The organism is Schleiferilactobacillus harbinensis, from assembly GCF_008694105.1.
GTDB lineage: Bacteria > Bacillota > Bacilli > Lactobacillales > Lactobacillaceae > Schleiferilactobacillus > Schleiferilactobacillus harbinensis.
This window is the reverse complement of sequence record NZ_CP041364.1, coordinates 1,714,629-1,736,074: the sequence shown is the minus strand read 5'-3', so window position 1 is coordinate 1,736,074 and position 21,446 is coordinate 1,714,629. Positions and strand designations below refer to the sequence as shown.

Annotated in this window: 21 protein-coding genes; 18 read left to right on the top strand and 3 right to left on the bottom strand. The window is 54.5% G+C overall.

Annotation, left to right across the window (positions count from 1 at the left end; all coding sequences use genetic code 11):
- Positions 1-107 precede the first annotated feature (107 nt).
- From FMM01_RS08780 to FMM01_RS08765, 4 genes are all read left to right on the top strand, one after another.
- Complete coding sequence (locus tag FMM01_RS08780; protein ID WP_063516972.1) at positions 108-1,883, top strand: ABC transporter ATP-binding protein; 1,776 nt, start codon at positions 108-110, stop codon at positions 1,881-1,883.
- Positions 1,876-3,663, top strand: coding sequence for an ABC transporter ATP-binding protein (locus FMM01_RS08775; protein ID WP_150392255.1), 1,788 nt, complete (start codon positions 1,876-1,878; stop codon positions 3,661-3,663). The genes FMM01_RS08780 and FMM01_RS08775 overlap by 8 nt, the downstream gene beginning before the upstream one ends.
- A 205-nt stretch (positions 3,664-3,868) precedes the next feature.
- Complete coding sequence (locus FMM01_RS08770) at positions 3,869-4,576, top strand: MgtC/SapB family protein (protein WP_146994323.1); 708 nt, start codon at positions 3,869-3,871, stop codon at positions 4,574-4,576.
- Positions 4,577-4,682: 106 nt separating this feature from the next.
- Positions 4,683-5,510, top strand: coding sequence for an AraC family transcriptional regulator (locus FMM01_RS08765; protein WP_150392254.1), 828 nt, complete (start codon positions 4,683-4,685; stop codon positions 5,508-5,510).
- Between the two features lie 53 nt (positions 5,511-5,563).
- On the opposite strand, the gene FMM01_RS08760 is transcribed toward FMM01_RS08765, so the two are convergent.
- Positions 5,564-6,583 carry a sugar kinase gene (locus FMM01_RS08760; RefSeq protein ID WP_150392253.1) on the bottom strand — a complete coding sequence of 340 codons (1,020 nt, stop codon included), beginning with the start codon at positions 6,581-6,583 and terminating at the stop codon, positions 5,564-5,566.
- Between the two features lie 314 nt (positions 6,584-6,897).
- On the opposite strand from FMM01_RS08760, the gene phnD reads away from it, so the two are divergent.
- From phnD to FMM01_RS08725, 8 genes are all read left to right on the top strand, one after another.
- Complete coding sequence (gene phnD, locus FMM01_RS08755) at positions 6,898-7,842, top strand: phosphate/phosphite/phosphonate ABC transporter substrate-binding protein (RefSeq protein ID WP_150392252.1); 945 nt, start codon at positions 6,898-6,900, stop codon at positions 7,840-7,842.
- A 75-nt stretch (positions 7,843-7,917) separates the two neighbouring features.
- Positions 7,918-8,715: a phosphonate ABC transporter ATP-binding protein gene (gene phnC / locus FMM01_RS08750; RefSeq protein WP_223849913.1), complete on the top strand. Its 798-nt coding sequence runs from the start codon at positions 7,918-7,920 to the stop codon at positions 8,713-8,715.
- 7 nt (positions 8,716-8,722) lie between these two features.
- Positions 8,723-9,520 carry a phosphonate ABC transporter, permease protein PhnE gene (gene phnE, locus FMM01_RS08745; protein ID WP_150393264.1) on the top strand — a complete coding sequence of 266 codons (798 nt, stop codon included), beginning with the start codon at positions 8,723-8,725 and terminating at the stop codon, positions 9,518-9,520.
- Between the two features lie 5 nt (positions 9,521-9,525).
- A complete protein-coding gene (gene phnE, locus FMM01_RS08740) occupies positions 9,526-10,329 on the top strand; it encodes a phosphonate ABC transporter, permease protein PhnE (protein ID WP_405127568.1) in 804 nt (267 codons plus the stop codon).
- Positions 10,330-10,404: 75 nt separating this feature from the next.
- Positions 10,405-11,349, top strand: a complete 945-nt coding sequence (locus tag FMM01_RS08735; protein ID WP_150392250.1) for a TMEM175 family protein — start codon at positions 10,405-10,407, stop codon at positions 11,347-11,349.
- An 86-nt stretch (positions 11,350-11,435) separates the two neighbouring features.
- Positions 11,436-12,350, top strand: a complete 915-nt coding sequence (locus FMM01_RS08730; protein ID WP_150392249.1) for a polysaccharide deacetylase family protein — start codon at positions 11,436-11,438, stop codon at positions 12,348-12,350.
- A 63-nt stretch (positions 12,351-12,413) separates the two neighbouring features.
- Positions 12,414-12,551 (top strand): hypothetical protein, encoded by a 138-nt coding sequence (locus FMM01_RS16235; protein ID WP_162921621.1) that lies wholly within the window; start codon positions 12,414-12,416, stop codon positions 12,549-12,551.
- 153 nt (positions 12,552-12,704) lie between these two features.
- Positions 12,705-13,643, top strand: a complete 939-nt coding sequence (locus tag FMM01_RS08725) for a polysaccharide deacetylase family protein (RefSeq protein ID WP_150392248.1) — start codon at positions 12,705-12,707, stop codon at positions 13,641-13,643.
- Here FMM01_RS08725 and FMM01_RS08720 read toward each other — a convergent pair.
- Complete coding sequence (locus FMM01_RS08720) at positions 13,640-14,332, bottom strand: SGNH/GDSL hydrolase family protein (protein ID WP_150392247.1); 693 nt, start codon at positions 14,330-14,332, stop codon at positions 13,640-13,642. The genes FMM01_RS08725 and FMM01_RS08720 overlap by 4 nt on opposite strands.
- A gap of 72 nt (positions 14,333-14,404) precedes the next feature.
- Between FMM01_RS08720 and FMM01_RS08715 the strand changes: the two genes are divergently transcribed.
- Positions 14,405-15,247 (top strand): alpha/beta hydrolase, encoded by an 843-nt coding sequence (locus FMM01_RS08715; protein WP_150392246.1) that lies wholly within the window; start codon positions 14,405-14,407, stop codon positions 15,245-15,247.
- Positions 15,248-15,340: 93 nt separating this feature from the next.
- The gene (locus FMM01_RS08710) at positions 15,341-16,936 is read left to right on the top strand and encodes a glycosyl hydrolase family 28 protein (RefSeq protein WP_190973310.1); all 1,596 of its coding nucleotides are present in this window, start codon (positions 15,341-15,343) and stop codon (positions 16,934-16,936) included.
- Between the two features lie 57 nt (positions 16,937-16,993).
- On the opposite strand, the gene FMM01_RS08705 is transcribed toward FMM01_RS08710, so the two are convergent.
- Positions 16,994-17,593 carry a sugar O-acetyltransferase gene (locus FMM01_RS08705; RefSeq protein WP_150392244.1) on the bottom strand — a complete coding sequence of 200 codons (600 nt, stop codon included), beginning with the start codon at positions 17,591-17,593 and terminating at the stop codon, positions 16,994-16,996.
- 276 nt (positions 17,594-17,869) lie between these two features.
- Here FMM01_RS08705 and FMM01_RS08700 point away from each other — a divergent pair, with 276 nt between their 5' ends.
- From FMM01_RS08700 to FMM01_RS16480, 4 genes are read left to right on the top strand one after another with little or no spacing between them, the layout of a single operon-like run.
- A complete protein-coding gene (locus tag FMM01_RS08700; protein ID WP_150392243.1) occupies positions 17,870-18,823 on the top strand; it encodes an ABC transporter permease in 954 nt (317 codons plus the stop codon).
- A 26-nt stretch (positions 18,824-18,849) separates the two neighbouring features.
- A complete protein-coding gene (locus FMM01_RS08695; protein WP_223850056.1) occupies positions 18,850-19,710 on the top strand; it encodes a carbohydrate ABC transporter permease in 861 nt (286 codons plus the stop codon).
- A 17-nt stretch (positions 19,711-19,727) separates the two neighbouring features.
- Positions 19,728-21,275, top strand: coding sequence for a type 2 periplasmic-binding domain-containing protein (locus tag FMM01_RS08690; RefSeq protein ID WP_223849912.1), 1,548 nt, complete (start codon positions 19,728-19,730; stop codon positions 21,273-21,275).
- Positions 21,223-21,426: a hypothetical protein gene (locus FMM01_RS16480; protein WP_223849911.1), complete on the top strand. Its 204-nt coding sequence runs from the start codon at positions 21,223-21,225 to the stop codon at positions 21,424-21,426. Before FMM01_RS08690 ends, FMM01_RS16480 begins: the two co-directional genes overlap by 53 nt.
- The last annotated feature ends 20 nt before the right edge of the window (positions 21,427-21,446 follow it).

The window sequence follows — 21,446 nt, the reverse complement described above, 5'->3', positions numbered from 1 at the left end:
CAAATTAGTCCATGGTTACGGTCAAAACATTCCATTCTCTTCTTGGCCCAATCCCCCATAATAGCTTCTTGACAGTAACAACCGAAGAAATTGGGAGGAAAATTATCATGAATCCATATCAATGGATTTGGCACTATGCGAGACGCTACAAGGGGCGAATGGTCATGGCGGCGGTGCTGATCATCGGTAACGCGCTGGGCATTATTGTGGTGCCCTTGCTCGGCGGGAAAATCATCGACGTGGTCATCAATCAAGGGCATACCGAGCAGCTGCCGTGGATGCTTGGCGTCATGATCGGCACCACGCTGCTGCGGACCATCATGCGCTATTTGTACCAGATCCTGTTTGAACGGGTGGGCCAGAACACGCTGTACGACGTGCGCAAAGACCTGTTCAACAAATTGCAGACCCTGGACTTCAACTTTTTCAACACGGTCCGTACCGGGGATATCATGGCCCGGATGACCGGAGACATGGATGCCATTCGGCACTTTGTTTCCTGGGTATCCTATAACGTCATCGAATGTGTGCTCTGGTTCTTCACGGCGGTGGTCGTGATGAGCACCATTTCCTGGCAGCTGATGCTGGCGCTGGTGGCAGTCACCCCGCTGATCGGAATTTTGACGATCATGATGAGCCAATCGGCCCACCCCGTCTTCTTCCAGATTCGCCAGAGCTTTGCCCGGCTGAATTCGATGGTGGAAGAAAACATTTCTGGGAACCGGGTGGTCAAGGCATTTACCCGGGAACCCTATGAAATTCAGAAGTTCGATAAACTGAATAACGAATACAAACAGAGAAACATGGACTCCGCTGCCGTGTCCCGGCGCTACTTGCCATTTCTGGACTTTCTGGCCTCGGTGCTGACGGTTATTGCGCTGTTGCTGGGTGGTTACTTCGTGATCTCTGGGAAGATGACCCTGGGCGATCTGGTGGCCTTCAACGGCTTCCTCTGGATGCTGAATCAGCCAATGCGGATGAGCGGCTGGCTGATCAACGATATTCAGCGTTTCTCGGCAGCGACGATCAAGATTCGCCAGATGCTGGGTGCCAAGTCTCGGATTCCGGTGGAAGATTCGCCGGATTATGAACACATTAAGGGGACGGTGGAATTCAAAGACGTGAACTTTGAATATGCCGATGACCCCAGCCAGCCGGTACTTCACGACATCAACTTCAAAGTGACGCCGGGGCAAACCATGGGGATCTTGGGTGAAACCGGTTCCGGCAAGTCCACCCTGATGAACCTGATTACCCGCTTTTACGACCCGACCAGCGGGGCCGTCTTGATCGACGGCAAGCTGGCCAAAGACTATCCCGTACGCCAGTTGCGGGATCAGGTGACCATTGTCATGCAGGATCAGTTCCTGTTTTCCGACACCATTGCCGAGAACATCAATTATGGTAACCGGGAGGCCAATCCGCGCTTTATTCGGGATATGGCCAGCGTCGCCGATGCCGAGAACTTTATTGAAGAAATGCCGGAAGGGTACGACACAGTTGTTGGCGAACGGGGCGTTGGTCTGTCCGGCGGCCAGAAGCAGCGGATTTCCTTAACCCGGGCTTTGGTCAAGGACCCGTCGATCCTGATTCTGGACGACACGACGTCGGCCCTGGACATGGAAACCGAAGCCAAGATTCAAAAGGAATTGCGCCGGATCACCAAGGATAAAACGACGTTTATTATTGCGACCCGCATTTCGTCCATTCGGCAAGCGGATCAGATCATCGTGCTGCAACATGGCCGAATCATCGAGCGGGGCACCCATGAAGAATTATTGGCCAAGCACGGCTATTACTACGACACATATCAAAAACAACTCGGTGCGCTGGGCGTGACCCCGGATGCACCGCAAGCAGAGGAGGCGGTCACCAATGGCTAAACGGAATACTTACGATCAAGACGAAGAGCTGGAACAGGAATTTAACTGGGCCTATTACAAACGGCTGGGCAAGTATTTGAAGCCGTACCTGCGTCGACTGCTGGTGGTGGTGGGCAGCATTCTCCTGGCCAACGTGGCTGTCATCATGGGACCGTATCTGACCAAAGTGGCCATTGACCAGGCTATCCCCAATAAGGACATGGGTCAGTTATGGCTGATTGCCGGGATCTTTCTGGTGACCTTGATCGTCGCGTTCTTCTGTATGCGGTACCGGATCTGGGCAATCACTGAGATCGGCCAGGACATGCTGAAGGATATGCGGTCGGATATTTTTGACCACTTGCAGACCCTGCCGTTTTCTTACTTCGATTCCCGGCCCCACGGCAAGATTCTGATTCGGGTCGTGAACTACATCAACACCCTGTCGGATCTGCTGAGCAACGGGCTGATCAACTTGATTTCAGACTTGATCAGTCTGATCGTAACTTTGATCTTCATGTTCGTCATTGACTGGAAACTGACCCTGTACAGTATGGCTTTGCTGCCGATCCTGTTCATCTGGGCCTGGGTCATCAAGAACAAACAGCGGGTGGCGTATCAGATTTTGAGCAACAAGCAGTCCAACCTGAACGCTTATATCCATGAAAGTATTGCCGGGATCAAGGTCACGCAAGGGTTTGCTCAGGAGAAAAATGCGGAGCAGCGCTTTGCCGACGTTTCCGAAGAATATCGCTCGACCTGGATGCACACGGTGAAGATTCAGTTCGCCCTGTGGCCCGGGGTGCAAAACATTGCGATCATGACGACCGCCCTGATTTACTTCGTCGGCGTCAATCGCATCGGCGTGGCCGTCACCACCGGGACGCTGATTGCCTTCATCGGCTACATCAACAACTTCTGGAACCCGGTGATCAACATCGGGAACTTCTACAACTCCCTGATCACGGCCACCGCATACTTGGAGCGGATCTTTGAGACGCTGGATGAAAAGCCGGAGATTCAGGACGCGCCGGATGCCTTCGCGCTGCCGCCGATTCGCGGCGACGTGCAGTTCAACGACGTCTCTTTCAAGTTCGACCAGGACGGCCCGATAATCCTGCACCACATCAATTTCTATGCGACCCCGGGGCAATCCGTTGCGCTGGTCGGCCCTACCGGTGCCGGGAAGTCCACGGTGATCAACCTGCTGTCCCGCTTCTATAACGTAACGGATGGGGAGATCCTGATCGACGGGGTCGACATCAGCAAGGTCACCCTGAAGTCCCTGCGCCAGCAAATGGGCGTCATGCTCCAAGATACCTTCATTTTCTCCGGGACGATCCTGGATAACATCCGTTACGGGAAGCTGGATGCCACGGAGGAAGAAGTCATCGCCGCGGCTAAGGTCGTGCGGGCGGACGATTTCATCCGCCACCTGAAGAACGGCTACAACACAGAATTGCAGGAACGGGGCTCCACCCTGTCAGCCGGGCAGCGCCAGCTGATTGCCTTCGCCCGGACCCTGCTGGCCGATCCCCGGATTTTGATTTTGGATGAAGCCACCGCGGCGATCGATACCCAGACAGAAATCCTTTTGCAGCAGGGGTTGAACGCTCTGCTCAAGGGCCGGACGAGTTTCATCATCGCCCATCGGCTGTCCACGATTCAAAATGCCGACCAGATCTTCGTCATTGACCATGGCGAGATCGTCGAGCGGGGGAACCATGACAGCCTGATGGCGGATCATGGGGCATACTTCGATTTGTATGATGCACAGTACCAGATGTTGAAGGCTTTGTAATCGGAGTTCAAAGAGACCGCGGGTCAGTTGCAGTGAGCAACCGGCACCGGTCTCTTTTTGATGTACCAGACATAAGATGGGCGAAATGTTAAAATGAATTATAGAGCGTTTTCATTTTTAACAGATTGGTCTGACATCTTGTACGATTACCGGTCGCAGTGCTCCTAGTTGTTTGGCGCTGCTGGCCAGAGGGGAGCGCGCCGCGGTGTTGAACTTGTCGTTGAAGGAAGTTGTTATCCGATTGACCCTGTCAATCATCATTGCCGGTTGTGTGGGTTTTGAGCGGGAGCACAAGAACCGGCCGGCGGGGATTCGAACTCACATTTTGGTCTGTATTGGGGCCACCATTATTGCCTTAACCCAACAGTCGATCGCCGAAGAGGCGTTTTCTTTGGTCCGCGCGTATCCCAAGCTGGCCACGGTGATCAAGTATGATCAGTCCCGGCTCATCGCCCAAGTGGTCAGCGGTATCGGCTTTCTCGGGGCGGGGACGATCATCGTGACGAAGCAGCGGGTCATGGGGCTGACGACGGCCGCTTCGCTATGGGCGGTGGCTGCGGTCGGTATTGCCATCGGGATGGGCTATTATCAGGTGGTTTTTGTCGGCTTTGCGGCAATTATGTTTTCGCTGTCGTTGGTGCAAAAACTGGTCAAGGTGCGCAAGATCAACAACTTGGAAATTCAGTACGTGCACCGGCAAGAGACTAAAGAGTTCATTAATAACTATTTTGAGAAAAAGAATATCGAGATCGAAGATGTCACGTTCGAGGTGCAGATTATCGAGAATGAGCGGATCTATCGCAATACGTTTACCATTGATCTGCCCCGGCTGCTGACGTATGCCGATGTGATTGACGATCTGTCCATGTACCCTAATATCCGAGAAGTGCGTCTGGTCGCGGTGAATGACTAATCAGCAGCTTATTTTGGCGGGTTCATCGTTTTAGCGATGAGGCCGCTTTTATATTCTGTAAGCGGTATAATAGAGCAATCAAGAGCACCGGAGGGAGTTGGTCAGTATGCTGGATATGTCCGGCACGTTACCGGAAGTGCTCTACGTGTTTCCTTACCAGAATACCAAGGTCGGCGATAGCCGTTACCATCAGCATGACTTCCCTGAGATTTCGATCATGGTCGACGGGTGCGCAGATTACTTGATTGGGGACCAGCACCATCATATTACGAAGGGGCAAGTACTGGTTTTTAATCCGCATACCTGGCATCAAGATAGTCAACCAATGGGGACCTTCAGCTACCAAGTGCATATCGGCTTTCGCAACTTTGTTCTGCCAGGGATCGGCAGCGATAAACTGCCCTTTGCCAATTCCGTGATCGATTTGGGTAATCAGTGGCATGATTTTTTTGCCGTGGTCCATCAATTGATCGACGAAAATCATCGCCAGGCACTGGGCAAGCAGCTGCTGGAACGGGCGATGGTCACTGAGCTGCTGGTGTATTTGTTGCGGGCACTGCCGGAGAACTGTGTCGCCGATGACCAGATCCTGGGCGGCGAGCAGCCGTCGGATTCGCCGGCAGAGGCGCAAGCCCTGGTGACCCAGGCCACTTATTACTTGAATGCCCACTATGATGAGGATGTTTCATTAGCCCGCTTGGCAGCCAGTCTGCACGTCAGTAATGCCCACTTGTCGCGGCTGTTCAAGACGGTGACGGGCAAGACGCCGAGTAATTACTTAACCCGGATTCGGCTGCAGCGGGCAGAGGAGTTATTGCAGAACGATCAGTTGACGATCAAGGAAGTAGCCAACCGGGTGGGGTACTTGGACGCGTTGTACTTCTCGAAGTTGTTTAAAAAGCACTTCGGCCGCACACCGTCGGCCCAGAGGTAAAAAGATCCGTCAGATGAAAACTCATCTTGGCGGATCTTTTATTTTGACACGATCTAACGGCTCACGTTGCTATTGCTGCTCAGGGTCTTCTGAATATCCGCATCGGTAATCACATTCAAATCTCCATGAATCGTCAGCTTTAGCACGCTGGCGGTACTAGCGTAGTCGATCATCTGCTGGGGCGTAAAGTGGCTGATCAGCCCGTGCACCAGGGCAGCGCCGAAGGCATCACCGTTGGCCACGCCTTCCATGACGTGGACGTGGTAGGTTCGACCTTGATAGACCTGCTCTCCCTGAACCAGTAACGCCGTGCAGGTGTTGTCATCGGCGGTAGGCATATCCCGGACGACACTAGCCACCGTGTGCACACTGGGATATTGCCGCTGAATTTGCTGCATGGCGGCCACGAAGCTATCCTTCTGTTCGATGCCCCGGGTCATATCGCCGTCAAAGGCCTGGATACCCAGAGAACCGGCGAAGTCTTCGTCGTTCGCAATGCAGATGTTGACGTAAGGCATCAATTTAGCCATGGCGGCTTGGGCGTCAGCGGGCGGCCACATTTTGCCGCGGTAATTCACATCGCAGACCACAGTGATCTGGTGGGCAGCACAATATTGGCAGGCCGCCAGCAAGGCGATGCGCATCTCGTTGGATAGGGCAGCCGTGATGCCGGAAAAGTAGAAATAGGTGACACCGGCCAGCAAGGTTGGCCAGTCAAATTCATTCGCCTGAGCGAGAGCAAAAGAACTGCCCGCTCGGTCGTAGACGACATTGGTACCGCGGACGCTGGTCCCTTTCTCAAAGAAATAAATCCCCAGGCGCGGGCCGCCGCGGAGGATTTTACTGGTGGCTGCGCCGAACTTGCGGACGGTCGCTAAGGCGGTGTCGCCCAAGGCGTTGGCCGGCAGCTTGGTGAGAAAGGCCGCCTGATCGCCCAGCAGTGCCAGCGATACCGCGACGTTGGCCTCTGAGCCGCCGTAATTGGCGGCGAACGTGTCCGCTTGCAGGATCCGCTGATATTCCGGCGGCTTGAGCCGCAGCATAATTTCGCCCATGGTTAATACGTTATCCAATGTGATCCGCTCACTTATGGCTGGATTGTCACTGCATCTTATATATCAGTATAGCATTGGCAAATCAGGGTGCCTAGCCGGTATTGTGCCACTCAGCACCCGAACGTTAAAAAATTCAACCGGTCAAATTAAAATTTTTTCTGAAAATTTGTCATCCGTTGCAGCTGTTAGCCTTCAACCGTTTTTTACATGTCTTTTACACTTTATAGTTCGTCTTTTGACGTTTTTCTCACCGAACAGTCATTGCACTCACTCGTAACGGTTATATAATACGAACGAGTCAACCAAATAAGACCGTGGAGGGATACATCGTCATGAAGATTTGGAAGAAACTGGCCGCCAGTGCTCTGGTGTTGGTCAGTGTCGTTGGTTTAGCGGCATGCAGCGGGAAGGGCAGTGCCCAAGCCAAGCAAAGCACAGGGTATACGCCCAAGAGCTTGAACGTTCAATTTGTGCCGTCCGTCCAAGCCAACAGCATTGAAGCCAAGGCGAAGCCGCTGGCCGCTTTGCTGAAAAAGCAGCTGGGGATTCCCGTGAAGGTAACGGTCTCCACTGACTATAATTCAATCGTCGAGGCCATGAGTTCCAAGCAGGTAGACGTCGGCTTTCTTCCGCCTGATGGGTATGTCCAAGCCCACAAACAAAAGGCTGCGGATGCCTTGCTCCAAGCCGAGCGGTATAAGATCGTCCAACCGGGCGGCCGCAACTCCACGAAGCTGACTTCTGAATACCGGTCTATGATCGTCGTGAAGAAGGGGTCTTCAATCAAGTCTTATAAGGATCTGAAGGGCAAGAAGATTGCCGTCCAAGACGTCACATCTTCCTCAGGTTATATCTGGCCCGCCGCTGAATTGAAGGAAAAGGGCATCAACATTTCTAAAGACGATACGCTGGTCAACGTCAAGGGTCACGACCAAGGCGTCTTATCCGTCTTGAACGGCGATACCGATGCGGCGTTTGTCTTTGAAGATGCCCGGAACCTGGTCAAGAAAGACGACCCGGACATCATGTCGAAAGTCGTGCCAATCTACTTTACGAAGCCGATTCCCAATGACACCATCTCAGTCCGCCAGGATATGAGTGCTGCCTTCCGGAAGAAGCTGGCCGCGGCCTTCATTAAGATCGCCCACACGAAGAAGGGCCACGCGATTATTTCCTCGGTCTACCAGCATGAAGGGTATGTCCACACCAAGGACAGCAACTTCAATATTGTCCGCAAGTACGACAAGATTGCGGCCAGCACGACCAATAAACAGTAAGCAGGACCAGCGGAACGGAGCTGGGGGCAATTTGTCCCCTGGCTCTTTTCGCGTATTAATTGGGAGGACTCATTTTTGGAAAATTCGGAGACAGTACAGGCACCGCAGGAACCCATTATTGAATTCAAAAACGTCAGAAAGATCTACGACAACCAAACGGTGGGTCTAAAAGACATCAACCTGACCATCTATCCCGGTGAATTCGTGGTCGTGATCGGTTTGTCCGGGGCCGGCAAGAGTACCTTGATGCGGTCAGTGAACAGGCTCCACGATATCACCGCCGGCGATATTGAGATCGGCGGCCGGTCGATCACCCAGGCCAAGGGGAAAGAGCTGCTGGCGATGCGCCGGGAGATCGGGATGATTTTCCAAAACTTCAATCTGGTCAAGCGGGCCACGGTACTGCGCAACGTGCTCACCGGCCGAGTGGGTTATTATCCCACCTGGAAAATGATGTTTGGGATGTTCACTCAAGCGGACAAGCAAAAGGCCTATGAAGCCTTGCAGCGGGTGGAATTGGCCGACAAAGTATACGCACGGGCCGACGAGTTATCCGGCGGTCAGCAGCAGCGGGTCTCTATTGCCCGGGCCCTGACCCAGGAGCCGCGAATCATTCTGGCCGACGAACCGATCGCCAGTCTGGATCCCCAGACGACCCACCGGGTGATGGACGACTTGAAGAAGATCAACGAAGAGCTGGGCATCACCGTACTGATCAACCTGCACTCCGTTGAGTTGGCTAAAGAGTACGGGTCCCGTATTGTTGGCATTCGGGCGGGCCACAAGGTCTTTGACGGCCCGGTGGCCAGCGCGGACGACGCCACGATTGATGCGATTTATTCCGGTGCCGACACTGCAAAGGCGGGTGCTTAGAATGGAGATGAGTCAAAAACCAACGGCGTCGCCGACACTGCCGAAGAAGCCGTTTGGCTGGGAGAAACTCGTGATCACCGGGTTAATGGTCGGTGGCCTAATCTGGTCGGGCATCGTGACGGAGGTTAACGTCCCCCAATTCGTGGCCAACTTCGGCCAGTTTGCCCAGATCATTGTGGAAATGCTGAAGCCGGATTGGAGCTACGTCAGCTACGTGGTGGCGCCCTTGATTCAAACCATTAAGATGGCGGTCATCGGTACGGCCATCGGCGCCGGTTTGGCCTTTCCCTACGCCTTTCTGGTCTCTCGCAACGTCGTGACTAACCGTTTCGTCACCGGTCTCTTTCGGTTCATTCTGAATATTATTCGGACGATCCCGGACTTGCTGCTGGCGGCTCTGTTTGTCGCCGTCGTCGGCATCGGCCCGGTGGCCGGGATCATTACCTTGGCTATTTTCTCCTTCGGCATGGTCGGGAAGCTGTTTTTTGAAGCCGTGGAGACCATTGATGAAGGCCCCATCGAAGCCTTGAAGGCCAGCGGGGCCAATCAGTGGGAGATCGTGCGCTACGCGGTCATTCCCCAGGTGATGGGCTATTTCGTCAGTTACACCCTGTACGCCTTCGAAATCAATGTCCGGGCCTCCACGGTCCTGGGCTACGTGGGTGCTGGTGGGATCGGCCTGTTCCTCCAGCAGAACCTCAGTCAATTCCGCTATGATCGGGTCTCGCTGATGGTCCTGCTCATCTTCGCCGTTGTGTTAGTCATTGATTACGTGAGTTCCAAGACCCGGGAGGCGTTGTTGTAATGGAATTGTCAGAAAGCCGCAAATTACCCGCCCGGAAACACACCCGGGAATGGCGCCGCTGGTTGGCCGGTGCGCTGCTGGTGGGGCTGGTCCTGTGGTCGTTCACCGGCATGCCGGCCTTTGCCATCAAGGACAACGCGAAACAGATTGGCGGGGCAATCATCGCCGGCATCTTCAACCCGGATTGGCACTATGTCTGGACCGGCGACGGCGAAGATCTGGTGTCGACCTTGCTGCAAACCGTCGCCATTGCCTTTGCTGGGACCTTTATTTCCGCCGTCGTATCGCTGCCCTTCGCCTTCTGGGCCGCCCGGAGCAAGCATAAATTCTGGCTCGTATCCCGCAGCGGCAAGTTCGTGCTGACGGCCATTCGGACGTTCCCCGAAATCGTCCTGGCCCTGATGTTTATCAAGGCTGTGGGCCCCAGTGCCTTTGCCGGGGTGCTGGCCGTCGGTTTCCATTCTGTCGGCATGCTGGCCAAGCTGTTCTCAGAAGCCATCGAGAACCTGGATAATGGCGCGGGGGAAGCCGTCACTGCCGCCGGGGGCACCCATTTGGATACCACCATGCTGGCCACGATTCCCCAACTGCTGCCGGAGTTTATTTCTAATACACTATACCGGTTCGAGCTGGCGATTCGATCTGCGTCTATCCTCGGGATCGTCGGCGCCGGCGGGGTCGGCACGCCGCTGATCTTCGCCATTTCTTCCCGGGCCTGGTCCCGGGTCGGCATCATTCTGCTGGGCATCGTGATCATGGTCACCTTGGTGGACTTCATTTCCGGCGCGATTCGCAAACGCCTGATATAAATCTGGGTCTAAAGTCTAGGGCGCATTTCTGCTTCGGCGGGTGTAAGATGTTCCCATTAAGGGGGACGTATTACAATGAAAAAGTTGAAATCCCGGCTGGATGCCTATAGTGACGCGGTCATTGCCATCATCATGACGATCATGGTCTTGGACCTGACACCGGTACTGAAGGACAGTTGGCCGGCCTACTTGAGTCTGGCCAAAGAAGTGGGAATCTACGGGATTAGTTTCGCGCTGGTGGCCAATATGTGGTACCAGCACGCCACGGCCTTTGAGGAAATCGAGGACATGACCTACCGGATCATGGTCTACGATTTCCTTTTTCTCGCCGTTTTATCCCTGACGCCCTTGGCCACCAATATGATGGCTTCGAACACGACGCGCACCACGGTGATGGCCTATGGCATTTTGAATCTTCTGCTGTCCTTTACGTTTCGGCTGCTGGCCAAGGCCATTGTCCATTTTCAATACACGGATAAGTCGCAAATGCGCCAGGTTTATGGAAAAATCTACGGCGCCCAGAACCCGCTGTTCATGATTTGGACCGCCGTCTTGCTGGTGATTGCCTGGTTTTGGCCGTTTATCGCTGTCTGGTTCTACCTGTCCTATCCGGTGCGGGACTTACTGTTCACCGGCAGCACCCGCCAGCAGATGCACGACGCAGAACAACTGACGCCGGATCAGCGGTCGGAGTATTTGCATTTAACGCCAGAGCAGATGCGCAAGTTCCAGCGCCAGGTCCAGCGCTCCCGGCAGCAGCAAGTGTGGCAAGGGAAGAAAGCCACACCTCAGGATTGGTCCAATATTTTACAGCAGTGGCTGGATACAAAAGTTGCCCCGGCACCGGATACGGCGGTCAACGGCGATGCCCAGGATGTCGGGCGGCAATTGACCCGGGACCAGTGGCGGGCGTTTGCCATGGCCCAGCGCCAGAACGATCCCCGGGCCAAAGAAGTCAAACAGCGGTTGCAGGCGTTCACCAAGCAGCAGTATGACCAGAAAAAAAAAGATGATCAGTGACCCAAGCGTTCCGGTATGGCAAACCCGAGGTGATGGATTACAATGGAGGCGAAATCTAGATCAACAAGTAATGGGGGAAGACTATCATGAAGAAAACGAGACGCGTGGTCGTAGCGAGTCTCATCGCGCTGCTGGTGGTACTGGGGGGCATTGTCGGCGGCGTCACGTATTATCGGCATGCCGCGCAGCCCGTCGTCCGTGACCGGGTGGCTCCAGTCCGGACGAGGGCTAATAGCAGTACCAGTCGGCAGGCCAGCAGTCAACCAAAGCCACGAAAAAACGTCGTTCAGGCGGCCGTGACCAGTGACCGGATACCATTGAGCAAATGGCAGAAACAAAGCACCCCGGTGCAGTTGCCGATTTTGATGTACCACGACATCGGCCAGGGCAACACCCTGATGATGCCGGCGGACCAACTGAAAAATCAGCTCACTTGGCTGAAGCAGGCAGGGTACTATGAGTTAACCCCCGCCGAGGCCTATACGGTGCTTTCTGAAAATAAAGTGCCCCAGGCCAAGATCGTCTGGATCACCTTCGATGACGGTTATCGCAGCATGTACACCACCGGTTTGCCGTTGTTCAAAGCGACCAACAGCCGGGTGACAATCAACGAAATCAGCGGGTCTGTCGGCAGCAATTGGAACCTGACCGCAGAGATGATCAAAACGATGCAGCAGAACAACGTCGACTTTGCCTCGCACACCGTCAGCCACCTGGAGCTGAACAAACTGCCCAACGCCCGCCAGCAAATGGAATTAACAAATTCCCGCCAAACGCTGGCCCAGATCACGGGCACCGCGCCCAACACGATTGCCTACCCGGTGGGGCGCTATAACGTAGCCACTTTGCAATATGCCAAGGCCGCCGGCTACCAGATGGGGTTGACCACGACGCCAGGATTGGCGGCTGCCAGTCAGGGCATGTACGCCCTCCATCGGGTGCGGGTCAATCCGGGCCAGACCCAGGCCGGTTTTCTGAATTTAGTCCAGCACGGCTATTGACGCGAGGTCCCAATTACTGTATCGTAAATCAGTATATGTGCAGAAAGAAAGGGGGACGTCATCGTGTCACAAAATACTCATACAGGTGTTTCCAATAACCGTCGGCCGGTATCCCAAGCTAACTCCAAGGAACGGGTTGCTCACACGACCAAAGTACTTGAATTCTTGGCTCAGCGGGCTAAGGCAGACGAGAGCAAGTAATTGCTCGACCTTAAACCAGTTATGAAGCACCGGCCACGGTGGGCGACCCCCATAAGCTAGGTGCTTTTTCTTTGCCCTTTTTTCTGATAGAATGGCGGGCATGTATTAGTACCCACGTTCAACAACCTACCAGAAATCGGAGTGACATTCCTGATGCGTATTCGTAATATCCTTGCGGTGCTCGCCGCAGTTGCCGTTCTCGGCGGCGCCTGGGTGGCGGTTTATCATTGGACACAGACTCGTCCCAGCGAAAAAAGTGCCGTGCAATCGCGTAAAAAGAAACCCGCCCAAGCTGATTCCGAGCAGTCAGCGATCGTTTCCACAGCATCATCATCTTCATCAGCGGCTAGCAGCTCGGCTTTGCCCCAGCTGCTCACCAGCGGAACCAATCACATTCCCGCCGCTGACGGCTATACGTTCAACGCAGCCAATGTGCGAGCCAAAATGGCCGTGGCCGCGAACCCCAGCGAACCCAAAGTGGTCTTTCTCACCTTCGACGACGGGGTGAACACCACCATGACCCCGCGGGTGCTGAATGTCTTGAAGCAATACGGCGTGCACGCCACGTTCTTTATCGTCGGCAATACGATTAACGCCCAGACCGCCCCGGTCCTCAAGCAGGAATACGCGGCCGGCCATGCCATCGGGACCCATAGCTTCACCCACGTTTACAGTACCCTGTATCCCAAGCGCAAGGCCGATGCGGTCGCCATCGTCCGGGAAGCAGCCGCCAGTGTTAAGGCGTTACAGGGCGTCTTGGGCGAAAGCTATTACCCCCATGTTTGGCGCTATCCCGGCGGCCACATGTCCTGGCAGAACCTGGCCGGCGCCGATGCAGACTTAGACCGGCTGCACCTGACCTGGATGGATTGGAATGCCGCTGTGGGCGATGCGTTGGGCAAAGGAAAGACCCCGACTACGGTGGCTGGGGTCTTGAAGTATCACGTCGCGTCGCTGAATGCTTTTCCCCACAGCGCGTATCGGGTGGTACTGATGCATGATGCCCCGGACAAGCAGACGACGCTAGCCGCGCTGCCCAGTATTATTCAGTATTACAAGAATAACGGGTATCAATTTGGCATCCTGGGTTAATTTGCCAGGCGCAGCAAAGCGGCGGTGATCAGCGGATCGTAGAACAACCGGTAGCCGGCGGCGTTGGGATGGGGTCCCGTGCCGCCGACGGCTTGGCGGTTGCTGCCGTTGGCGTCCAATTTGTCATAGGAATAATCATGCTGATAAGTGGGCAAAAAGGCGTTGAAACCGCTCTGGGCATACAAATCAACCACCGAGATACTCCATTTTTGACACATCGCCACGGACAGGGCATGCAGCCGATCTTGGGCCGCCAAGGTCCGGGCCGGCGTTTTGTGGGTGGCAATGTACAGCGGATGAGCGCCTTGGTATTTGGTCAAGAGCAGCCGACAAACGGTCTCGAAGGCGCCGCAATAAGTATAGGGCTCCAGCGGGGTGGTAAAGTCCGGCGTGATCATCCCCAAGACTTTGGGCTTTTCCGTGATGTTTGCGTAAGCGTCGTTGGCGATGCCGTCAAAAACGACAAAATCGGGCACCTCGGCGGGCGCATTCACTGCCTGCTGCACAATATCGATGGCCGGGTCAGCGGCCGCGATGATGCGCATGCTGGCACCATTGATGCTGAACTTTTGACAGTGCAGCTGATGGGCGTCGCCGATATCGTCGACAAAGCTGCGATGCGCGGCGTGGCCCTCGACAATACTGGTCCCAAAGGCGTAGAGCGTTTTTCCGGATAATGGATCAGACATAAATGGTTTTCTCCTTTTTCAAACAGTACAATATGGGTGAATCCGATTTCTTAAGAAAGCAGGTCTTTGTATATGGAACTGATTCAACAGACTCTGACCACGCCGCTGACCCAATCGGCCACCTTGACCGGTTATATTCAGACCCCGAGTGCAGAAATGCCGGGGAAGGACCACCGGCCGGCAATCTTGGTGATTCCTGGCGGCGGCTACACGATGGTCTCCGACCGGGAGGCCGAGCCGGTGGCGCTGGCCTATGCCAGTCATGGCTTCCAGGCCTTCGTTCTGCGGTATTCCGTCTTGCCGGTGGCCTGGCCAGCCCAATTGCTGGAAGCCGCGGAAGCGATGCACCAGATTCGGGCGCATGCCGATGACTGGTATTTGAATCCAGATCAAGTGGCGACGCTTGGCTTTTCTGCCGGCGGGCATCTGGCAGCCGGTTTGGCAACGCTGGCAGACCAGCCATTTATGGTCAAACAGGGCTACCAGGCCGCGGATATTCGGGCGAATGTGCTGCTGGGTTACGCCGTTGTTTCGTTGAGCGCGACGGCGGCAGTTCACGCTGGCCCAGATCCGATGCAGCAGGCGGTGCATGCCCAGGACGGTCCATTATTGAAAGAGGCCACAGAATTACAACAGCAAGTCACGACGACCACGCCGCCGACGTTCCTTTGGGCGACTGCCACGGATGCGGTGGTGCCGGTACAGAACAGTCTGCAATTCGCCAGTGCGCTGGATCAGGCCAATGTGCCGTTTGCCCTGCACATTTTCCCCCAAGGCCATCATGGCTTATCCCTGGCGAATGCGTTAACCAATGGTCGGCACGGCACTGACTTAGAACTGACTGTGACGCCTTGGCTCAAGCTGAGCTTGCAGTGGCTGCAAGTCACTTTTCCAGACGCCGGGATTGAGGCGTAAAAGCTTGTTGACATACTAATATATTACGCTTACGGTAGTGAATGTTAGCGTAATCATAAATTATTGTCAATGACAAAGGGAGTTTCATCAGTCATGAGTGTTGCACAAGCACAATCTAATCCTGTCCAGCTGCAGGTCGCCCCGGCTACCTTGGCCGCCACCAGCGTCAGCTTGATTTGGCAGCGGCCTAAGGGGCTGCCCCAGGCACAGTACCGCGTCACCGACGAAGCGGGGCATGAGTTAGCCCGCCGGACAGTGCACCAGACCCACGTGACGCTGACCGGGTTGACGCCACGGAGTCCATATACGTTCATGGTGGCGGTAATCAATGGGGGCAGCGTGGTGGGCACCCCCGCCACGGTCACAGTGACCACCCGTGCCGCCGGACCGGTGATCGACGTCACCCAAGCCCCCTATCTGGCCGACGCCACCGGCCGCCACATGAGCACGGCCAAAGTCCAAGCCGCCATTGACGCCTGTCCAGCCGGCGGAACGGTCCTCATTCCCGCCGGGGCAACGGTCCAGACCGGGGCGTTATTTCTCAAAAGCCATCTGACGTTCCGCATCGAAGGCACATTGCAGGCCAGTGTCAACGCCGCGGACTATCGCGCCCGGGCTGTCTATCCCGGGCAGGTGAACGCCGATGGGCTGATTCTCAACCGCTACGAAGGTTGGGAGATGTTCACTTACGCCAGCGTGCTGAATGCCGGCTGGCTGAATACCTCCGACCGCTTGGCTGCTGAGTGCACCGATTTAACAATCTGCGGCCATGGGACAATTGATGGCGGCGGCATGGCCTTAGGCAATGCGATGCGCCAGTTGTACGCCGATAAAAAGAAGTTCCCCGAGTATGTATCCGACAACCAGGGCGGCCGGCGCAACCGCGGCCGGCTGATTCAATTACTGCAATGTCATGATGTGGATATTCACGATTTGACGTTGCAAAATCCACCGGCCTGGACTGTGCACATGGTGTATTGCGATACGGTGACGACCCATGACGTGACTATCCTGTCCCATGGCATCGATAACGGGGACGGCTGGGATCCGGATTCATCCCGGCATATGATGATCTATGGCACGACCTTTGACATCGGCGATGATTGCATCACGGTTAAATCTGGGAAGAATCCAGAAGGCAACCACTTGAATCTGCCCACCGAACACGTTCGCGTGTTTGACGTCCACATGCGCGGCGGCCACGGGATGATTGTCGGCAGTGAAATGTCCGGCGGTGTTTCCGATGTGGTCATTCGAGACAGCCGGATCGAACACACCACGTATGGTCTTGAATTGAAAGCCAACCCGGACCGGGGCGGGTACATCCGTGATGTCACAATGCAAGACTGCCGAGTGGACCGTTTCGCCGCCCACAGCGTGCCTTACAACGCCGATGGCGCACCGGCACCAGATCTGCCGGTGGTCGAAGATATCACGGTGGCCGATGCCGTCATCACCGGGGCCGAGAAACAGCCGGTGGACCTGATCGGGTTCACCCGGGATGATCGTGTTTCGCCCATTCGCCGGGTGCGCATGACCAACGTCACCCTGGGGGTCGCAATGGGCGGTGTCAAGGAAATCCGGATGCAGCATTGTACGGATGTCACGCTGACCAACGTCCGCCAAGCCAGTAATGGCCAATTGCCAGCAATCAAGCAAACGGATGTTAAGCAGTTAACTGTCCAGTAATCCGGCAACCAAATAGCCGAGATCAGAAATCAAAGTGATTTCCGACCTCGGCTGTTTTTATCCCATATCCACCCCGGTAAAGCCGGTCTTATCCGCCGCGGTAATGGGATGCAGGACCCGGCAGGGATTGCCCGCGGCGACCACGTTGGCAGGCAGATCCCGGGTGACCACACTGCCCGCGCCAACGACGGTATTCGCACCAATGGTCACGCCGGGCAGTACCGTCACGTTGGCCGCCAGCCAAACCTGGTCGCCAATCGTAATCGGCTGGGCAGTACAGCCGCCGGCTTCCCGTTCGCCGGGATCCAGCAAGTGGTTGCTGGTGTACAAGCCGACTTTCGGTCCAAAAAGCACCCGGTCGCCGATAGTGATCGGGGCCCCGTCCAGCAGAACACAATCGTAGTTCGCGTAGAAATGATCCTTGACGTGGATGTTCCGGCCGAATTCTACTCGGAAATTGGGTTCGATCATGGGGTCCACACCGCAACTGCCAACCAAGTCGCGGAAGCGGGCCAGGCGCGTATCAATATCCGGCGCCTGATTGAGGGCGGTGGTCAGCCGGGTGGCCTCGGCCCGGACCGCAATCAGTTGCGGATCTAAGTCGTTATAAGGTTTGCCGGTAGCCATGCGGGTGAATTTTTCTTCGAGTGCAGTCATAAGATGAAGTACCTCCTAGAATTCGTGATGGGTTTATCATACCTGAACTTCGAACAGTTGAGAAATTCATCCCGGCGCCCGCGGCGATTTTGCTAAAAAAGCCCAAACCCAGCGGTGTAACGCTTTGAAATTACGGAAGGTTACCGGGTTTTAGTAAAAGGTTGATTTTTTACCCTATTTGTTAAGTTTGTACCATGTTCTGCTGTAAGCGCTTGCGGCATACTATTTCTTGAAAGGGTTGATCAAGCCAATCAGATTTTGGAGAGGAGATAAGTTATGCAAGCGGCACCTACAGAAGCACAAATCGATACGCGCCTGCATTCGCGTAAGCATCAGCTGGCGGTTAACATTAAAAAAGCGACACCGCTGTACATTCTGCTGATTCCAAGCTTTATTTTGGTCATTCTGTTCAGTTACCTGCCCATGGGCGGCATTGTCATGGCCTTCCAGGACTACAAGCCCTGGTTGGGAATTCTGCACTCGCCCTGGGTGGGCTTCCAGAACTTCCAGCAGATCTTTCAGTTTGACGATTCCCGCCAAGCTATTATCAACACGGTGATTATTTCCACCGGGAAAATTATTTTGGGAATCATCGTACCGGTGTGTATGGCCCTGCTGTTGAACGAAGTGCACAACATTGGCATTAAGCGGGGGATTCAAACCTTGGTTTACCTGCCGAACTTCCTGTCATGGGTCACCGTGGCCGGGATGATGCAGGATATCCTTTCCGACAACGGGATCGTCAATAAGGTAATCACCTCGCTGGGCGGCAACAGCATCTTCTTCCTGGGCGATCCGGGCATTTTCCGGCAGCTCGCCATTGGGTCAGATGTTTGGAAGGGCTTTGGCTTCGGGATGATCGTGTATCTGGCGGCCATTGCCAACATTAATCCCGACTTGTATGAAGCATCCGAGATGGACGGCGCCAGCCGTTGGCAGCAGACGCTGCACATTACGCTGCCCAGTATGCTGCCGATGATCATCGTCATGACCACGCTGAGCTTAGGCAGTGTCTTGAATGCCGGTTTCGACCAAATCTTCAACTTATACTCACCATTAACCTATAAGACAGGGGACATTATTGATACCTATGTGTATCGGGCGTCGCTGTTGAACGGTCAGTACAGCTTTGGTACGGCCGTCGGACTATTCAAATCCGGCATCGGCTTAGGGCTGACCGTCATTGCTTACCGCTTGGCGTATAAATTCGCCGGCTATCGGATCTTTTAGAAAGGGGTGTCGGTATATTGAAACGAGTGACCAAAGGCTACCGCGTATTCAGCGCGATCAACACTGTCTTCCTGATTCTGGTGGCATTAAGCTGTATCATCCCGCTGATCAACTTAGTGGCGGTATCGTTATCCGGTAAAGGGGCGGCAAACGGCGGACTGGTATCATTTTGGCCGGTGGATTTCACACCGATCGCCTATATCAAGACATTCGCCAACAGCAACTTCATTCGGTCGTTCTGGATCTCCATCGCCCGGACAGCCATCGGGACCGGCTTTAGTATGTTTGTCATCACCACCGCCGGGTATGCCCTGTCGAAGAAATTCCCGGGGCGCAACATCATCATGTGGTTCTTCGTTTTCACCATGCTGTTCAACGACGGGTTGATTCCGTCATACTTGGTGAATTCGGCGCTGGGCCTCAAGAACAACTTCTGGGTGTATATCCTGCCCGGCGCGTTCAGTGCATACAATTTGATCCTGATGATCAACTTCTTCAAGACGATTCCGATCTCTTTGGAAGAAGCGGCACTGATCGATGGGGCCAGTTTCTTCAAGATTTTCTGGAAGATTTATCTGCCCCTGTCTTTACCGGGGCTGGCCACCATCGGCCTGTTCACGATGGTCGGCAACTGGAATGAATGGTTCACGGGGATCTTGTATATGTCCGACACAAAGAACTATCCATTGGCGACATTCCTGCAAGTTATCGTAGTGCAAGGCAATTCGCAGCAGCTCGCCCTTGATCCGACCAGTGCCCAGGCTATGTCGGAACGAACCCTGAAGGCCGCGCAAGTATTCATCGGGGCATTGCCGATTTTGATCGTGTATCCATTCCTGCAGAAGTACTTTGTTAAAGGCATCGTCATGGGTGCCGTGAAGGAATAACGAGGAGGAAGAAGAAAATGAAGTTCACGAAGTTGGTGGCCAGTTCCGTGGCGTTGTTGAGCGTGGCCTTGCTGGTTGGCTGCGGCAATATGAGCAGCGGCAGCAGTTCTGAGAAAGTGGCGAAGAAAAATGCCCAGGGCGTCTATAGCCCGACGGTGACGATCACGACGGCCAAACAGTTGGATGAAAGCGCTGGGAAATATGCCAAAGGTGATGACCTGAACACTAATCCGTTCATCAAACTGGGCGTCAAAGATTTAGGAATTAAGATCAAGACGACACTGCTTGGCGGGGATGCCGGCAACTACAGCACGAAACTGCGCCTGGCCTTGACGGGGTCGGAGTCGCTGCCGGATGTCTTTCCGGTCTATGACACCCAGATGGCCTCCGATATGACCGATTCCGGCAAAGTGAAGGCGATCAACGGGGATATCGAGAAATACATGCCGGAGCGCTTGAAGAAAATCTATCGCCAGTTCCCGGATACCATGTCGCCCGTGACTCGCGACGGCAAGATCTACGGCATCTCTATTGCCCCGGCGTATACCGAAGGCGAAGTAATGATCATTCGGCAGGACTGGCTGGATAAATTGCATCTGAAAGCACCGCAGACGATTGATGAATTGGAAAAGGTCATGGCCGCCTTCACAAATGATGACCCTGATGGCGATGGTAAAAAAGATACCTTTGGGCTGACGTTCTCCGGGAAAGACGGCTATGCAACCGGTTGGGTGGCCGATAGTCAAACGATTTTCACCGCCTTCACCGGTAATCAGATCATGAACTCGTGGCAAAAAGACGATAATGGTCAGTTGGCCTATGGTTCGGTTGCCAGCGGCAACAAGGAAGGCCTGGCCAAGATGGCCGAGTGGCACAAGAAAGGCTATTTGTATCCTGAAGGCGGCGCGAGCGCGGCCTGGGATGCGATGAAGCCGTTCAACGAAGGCAAAGCCGGAATCATCTTCGGCCGGCCGTGGGTCGTGGATAGTTTAGCGGACGTTAAGACCGTGGATAAGAAAGCCAAGGTTGTGGCTTACTCGAACCTGCAGCAGCAGGGGAGCGACAAGTTAGCCATGCAGCAGGCCCAGGTCAATGACGGCTACTTCATGTTTAACAAGGACTTCAAGAACATGCAGGCGTTCTTTGACTACTATAATTGGTTGTACGGACCGGCATTTGGCGATAAGGGCTTCAAGTACGGCTACATCGAGAACTACGATTACGACATCGTGAAGGGCAAACCGGAATATGATTCCACCAAGTATGAACCGGCGAAAGCCACTGTCATGTCTCCGGATAAGGTTGCGATTACAAAGAATTCCCCGCAAATCGGGTATGTGGCCAAAGCCTATTACGATGTTGAAAAGGGCGTTAAGCCGACCACTGGACCGTTGTTCCGGGCGCAATGGACCTTTGCCAATCGCCCGGATAACGGCCAAGGGCTACGCAATTTCGTACGAGGATCGCGCGAACCTGGTGCCCAACAAGTTTACTGGGGCGCCCACGAAGAGCATGAAGCAGAAATCGGACCAGTTGCAGACCCTGGAAAAAACCACGTACAATAACATTGTCTATGGTCGGCAATCTGTTGATTCCTTCGATGCATTCGTTAAGAAATGGAAGGCCCAAGGCGGCGACGAAATTACCAAAGAAGTTAATCAATGGTATAAGACAGCGGCTAAGAGCAGAACCGAAATTCTTGACAATTTGAAGTAATCTCATAGCAGCATGCGAAC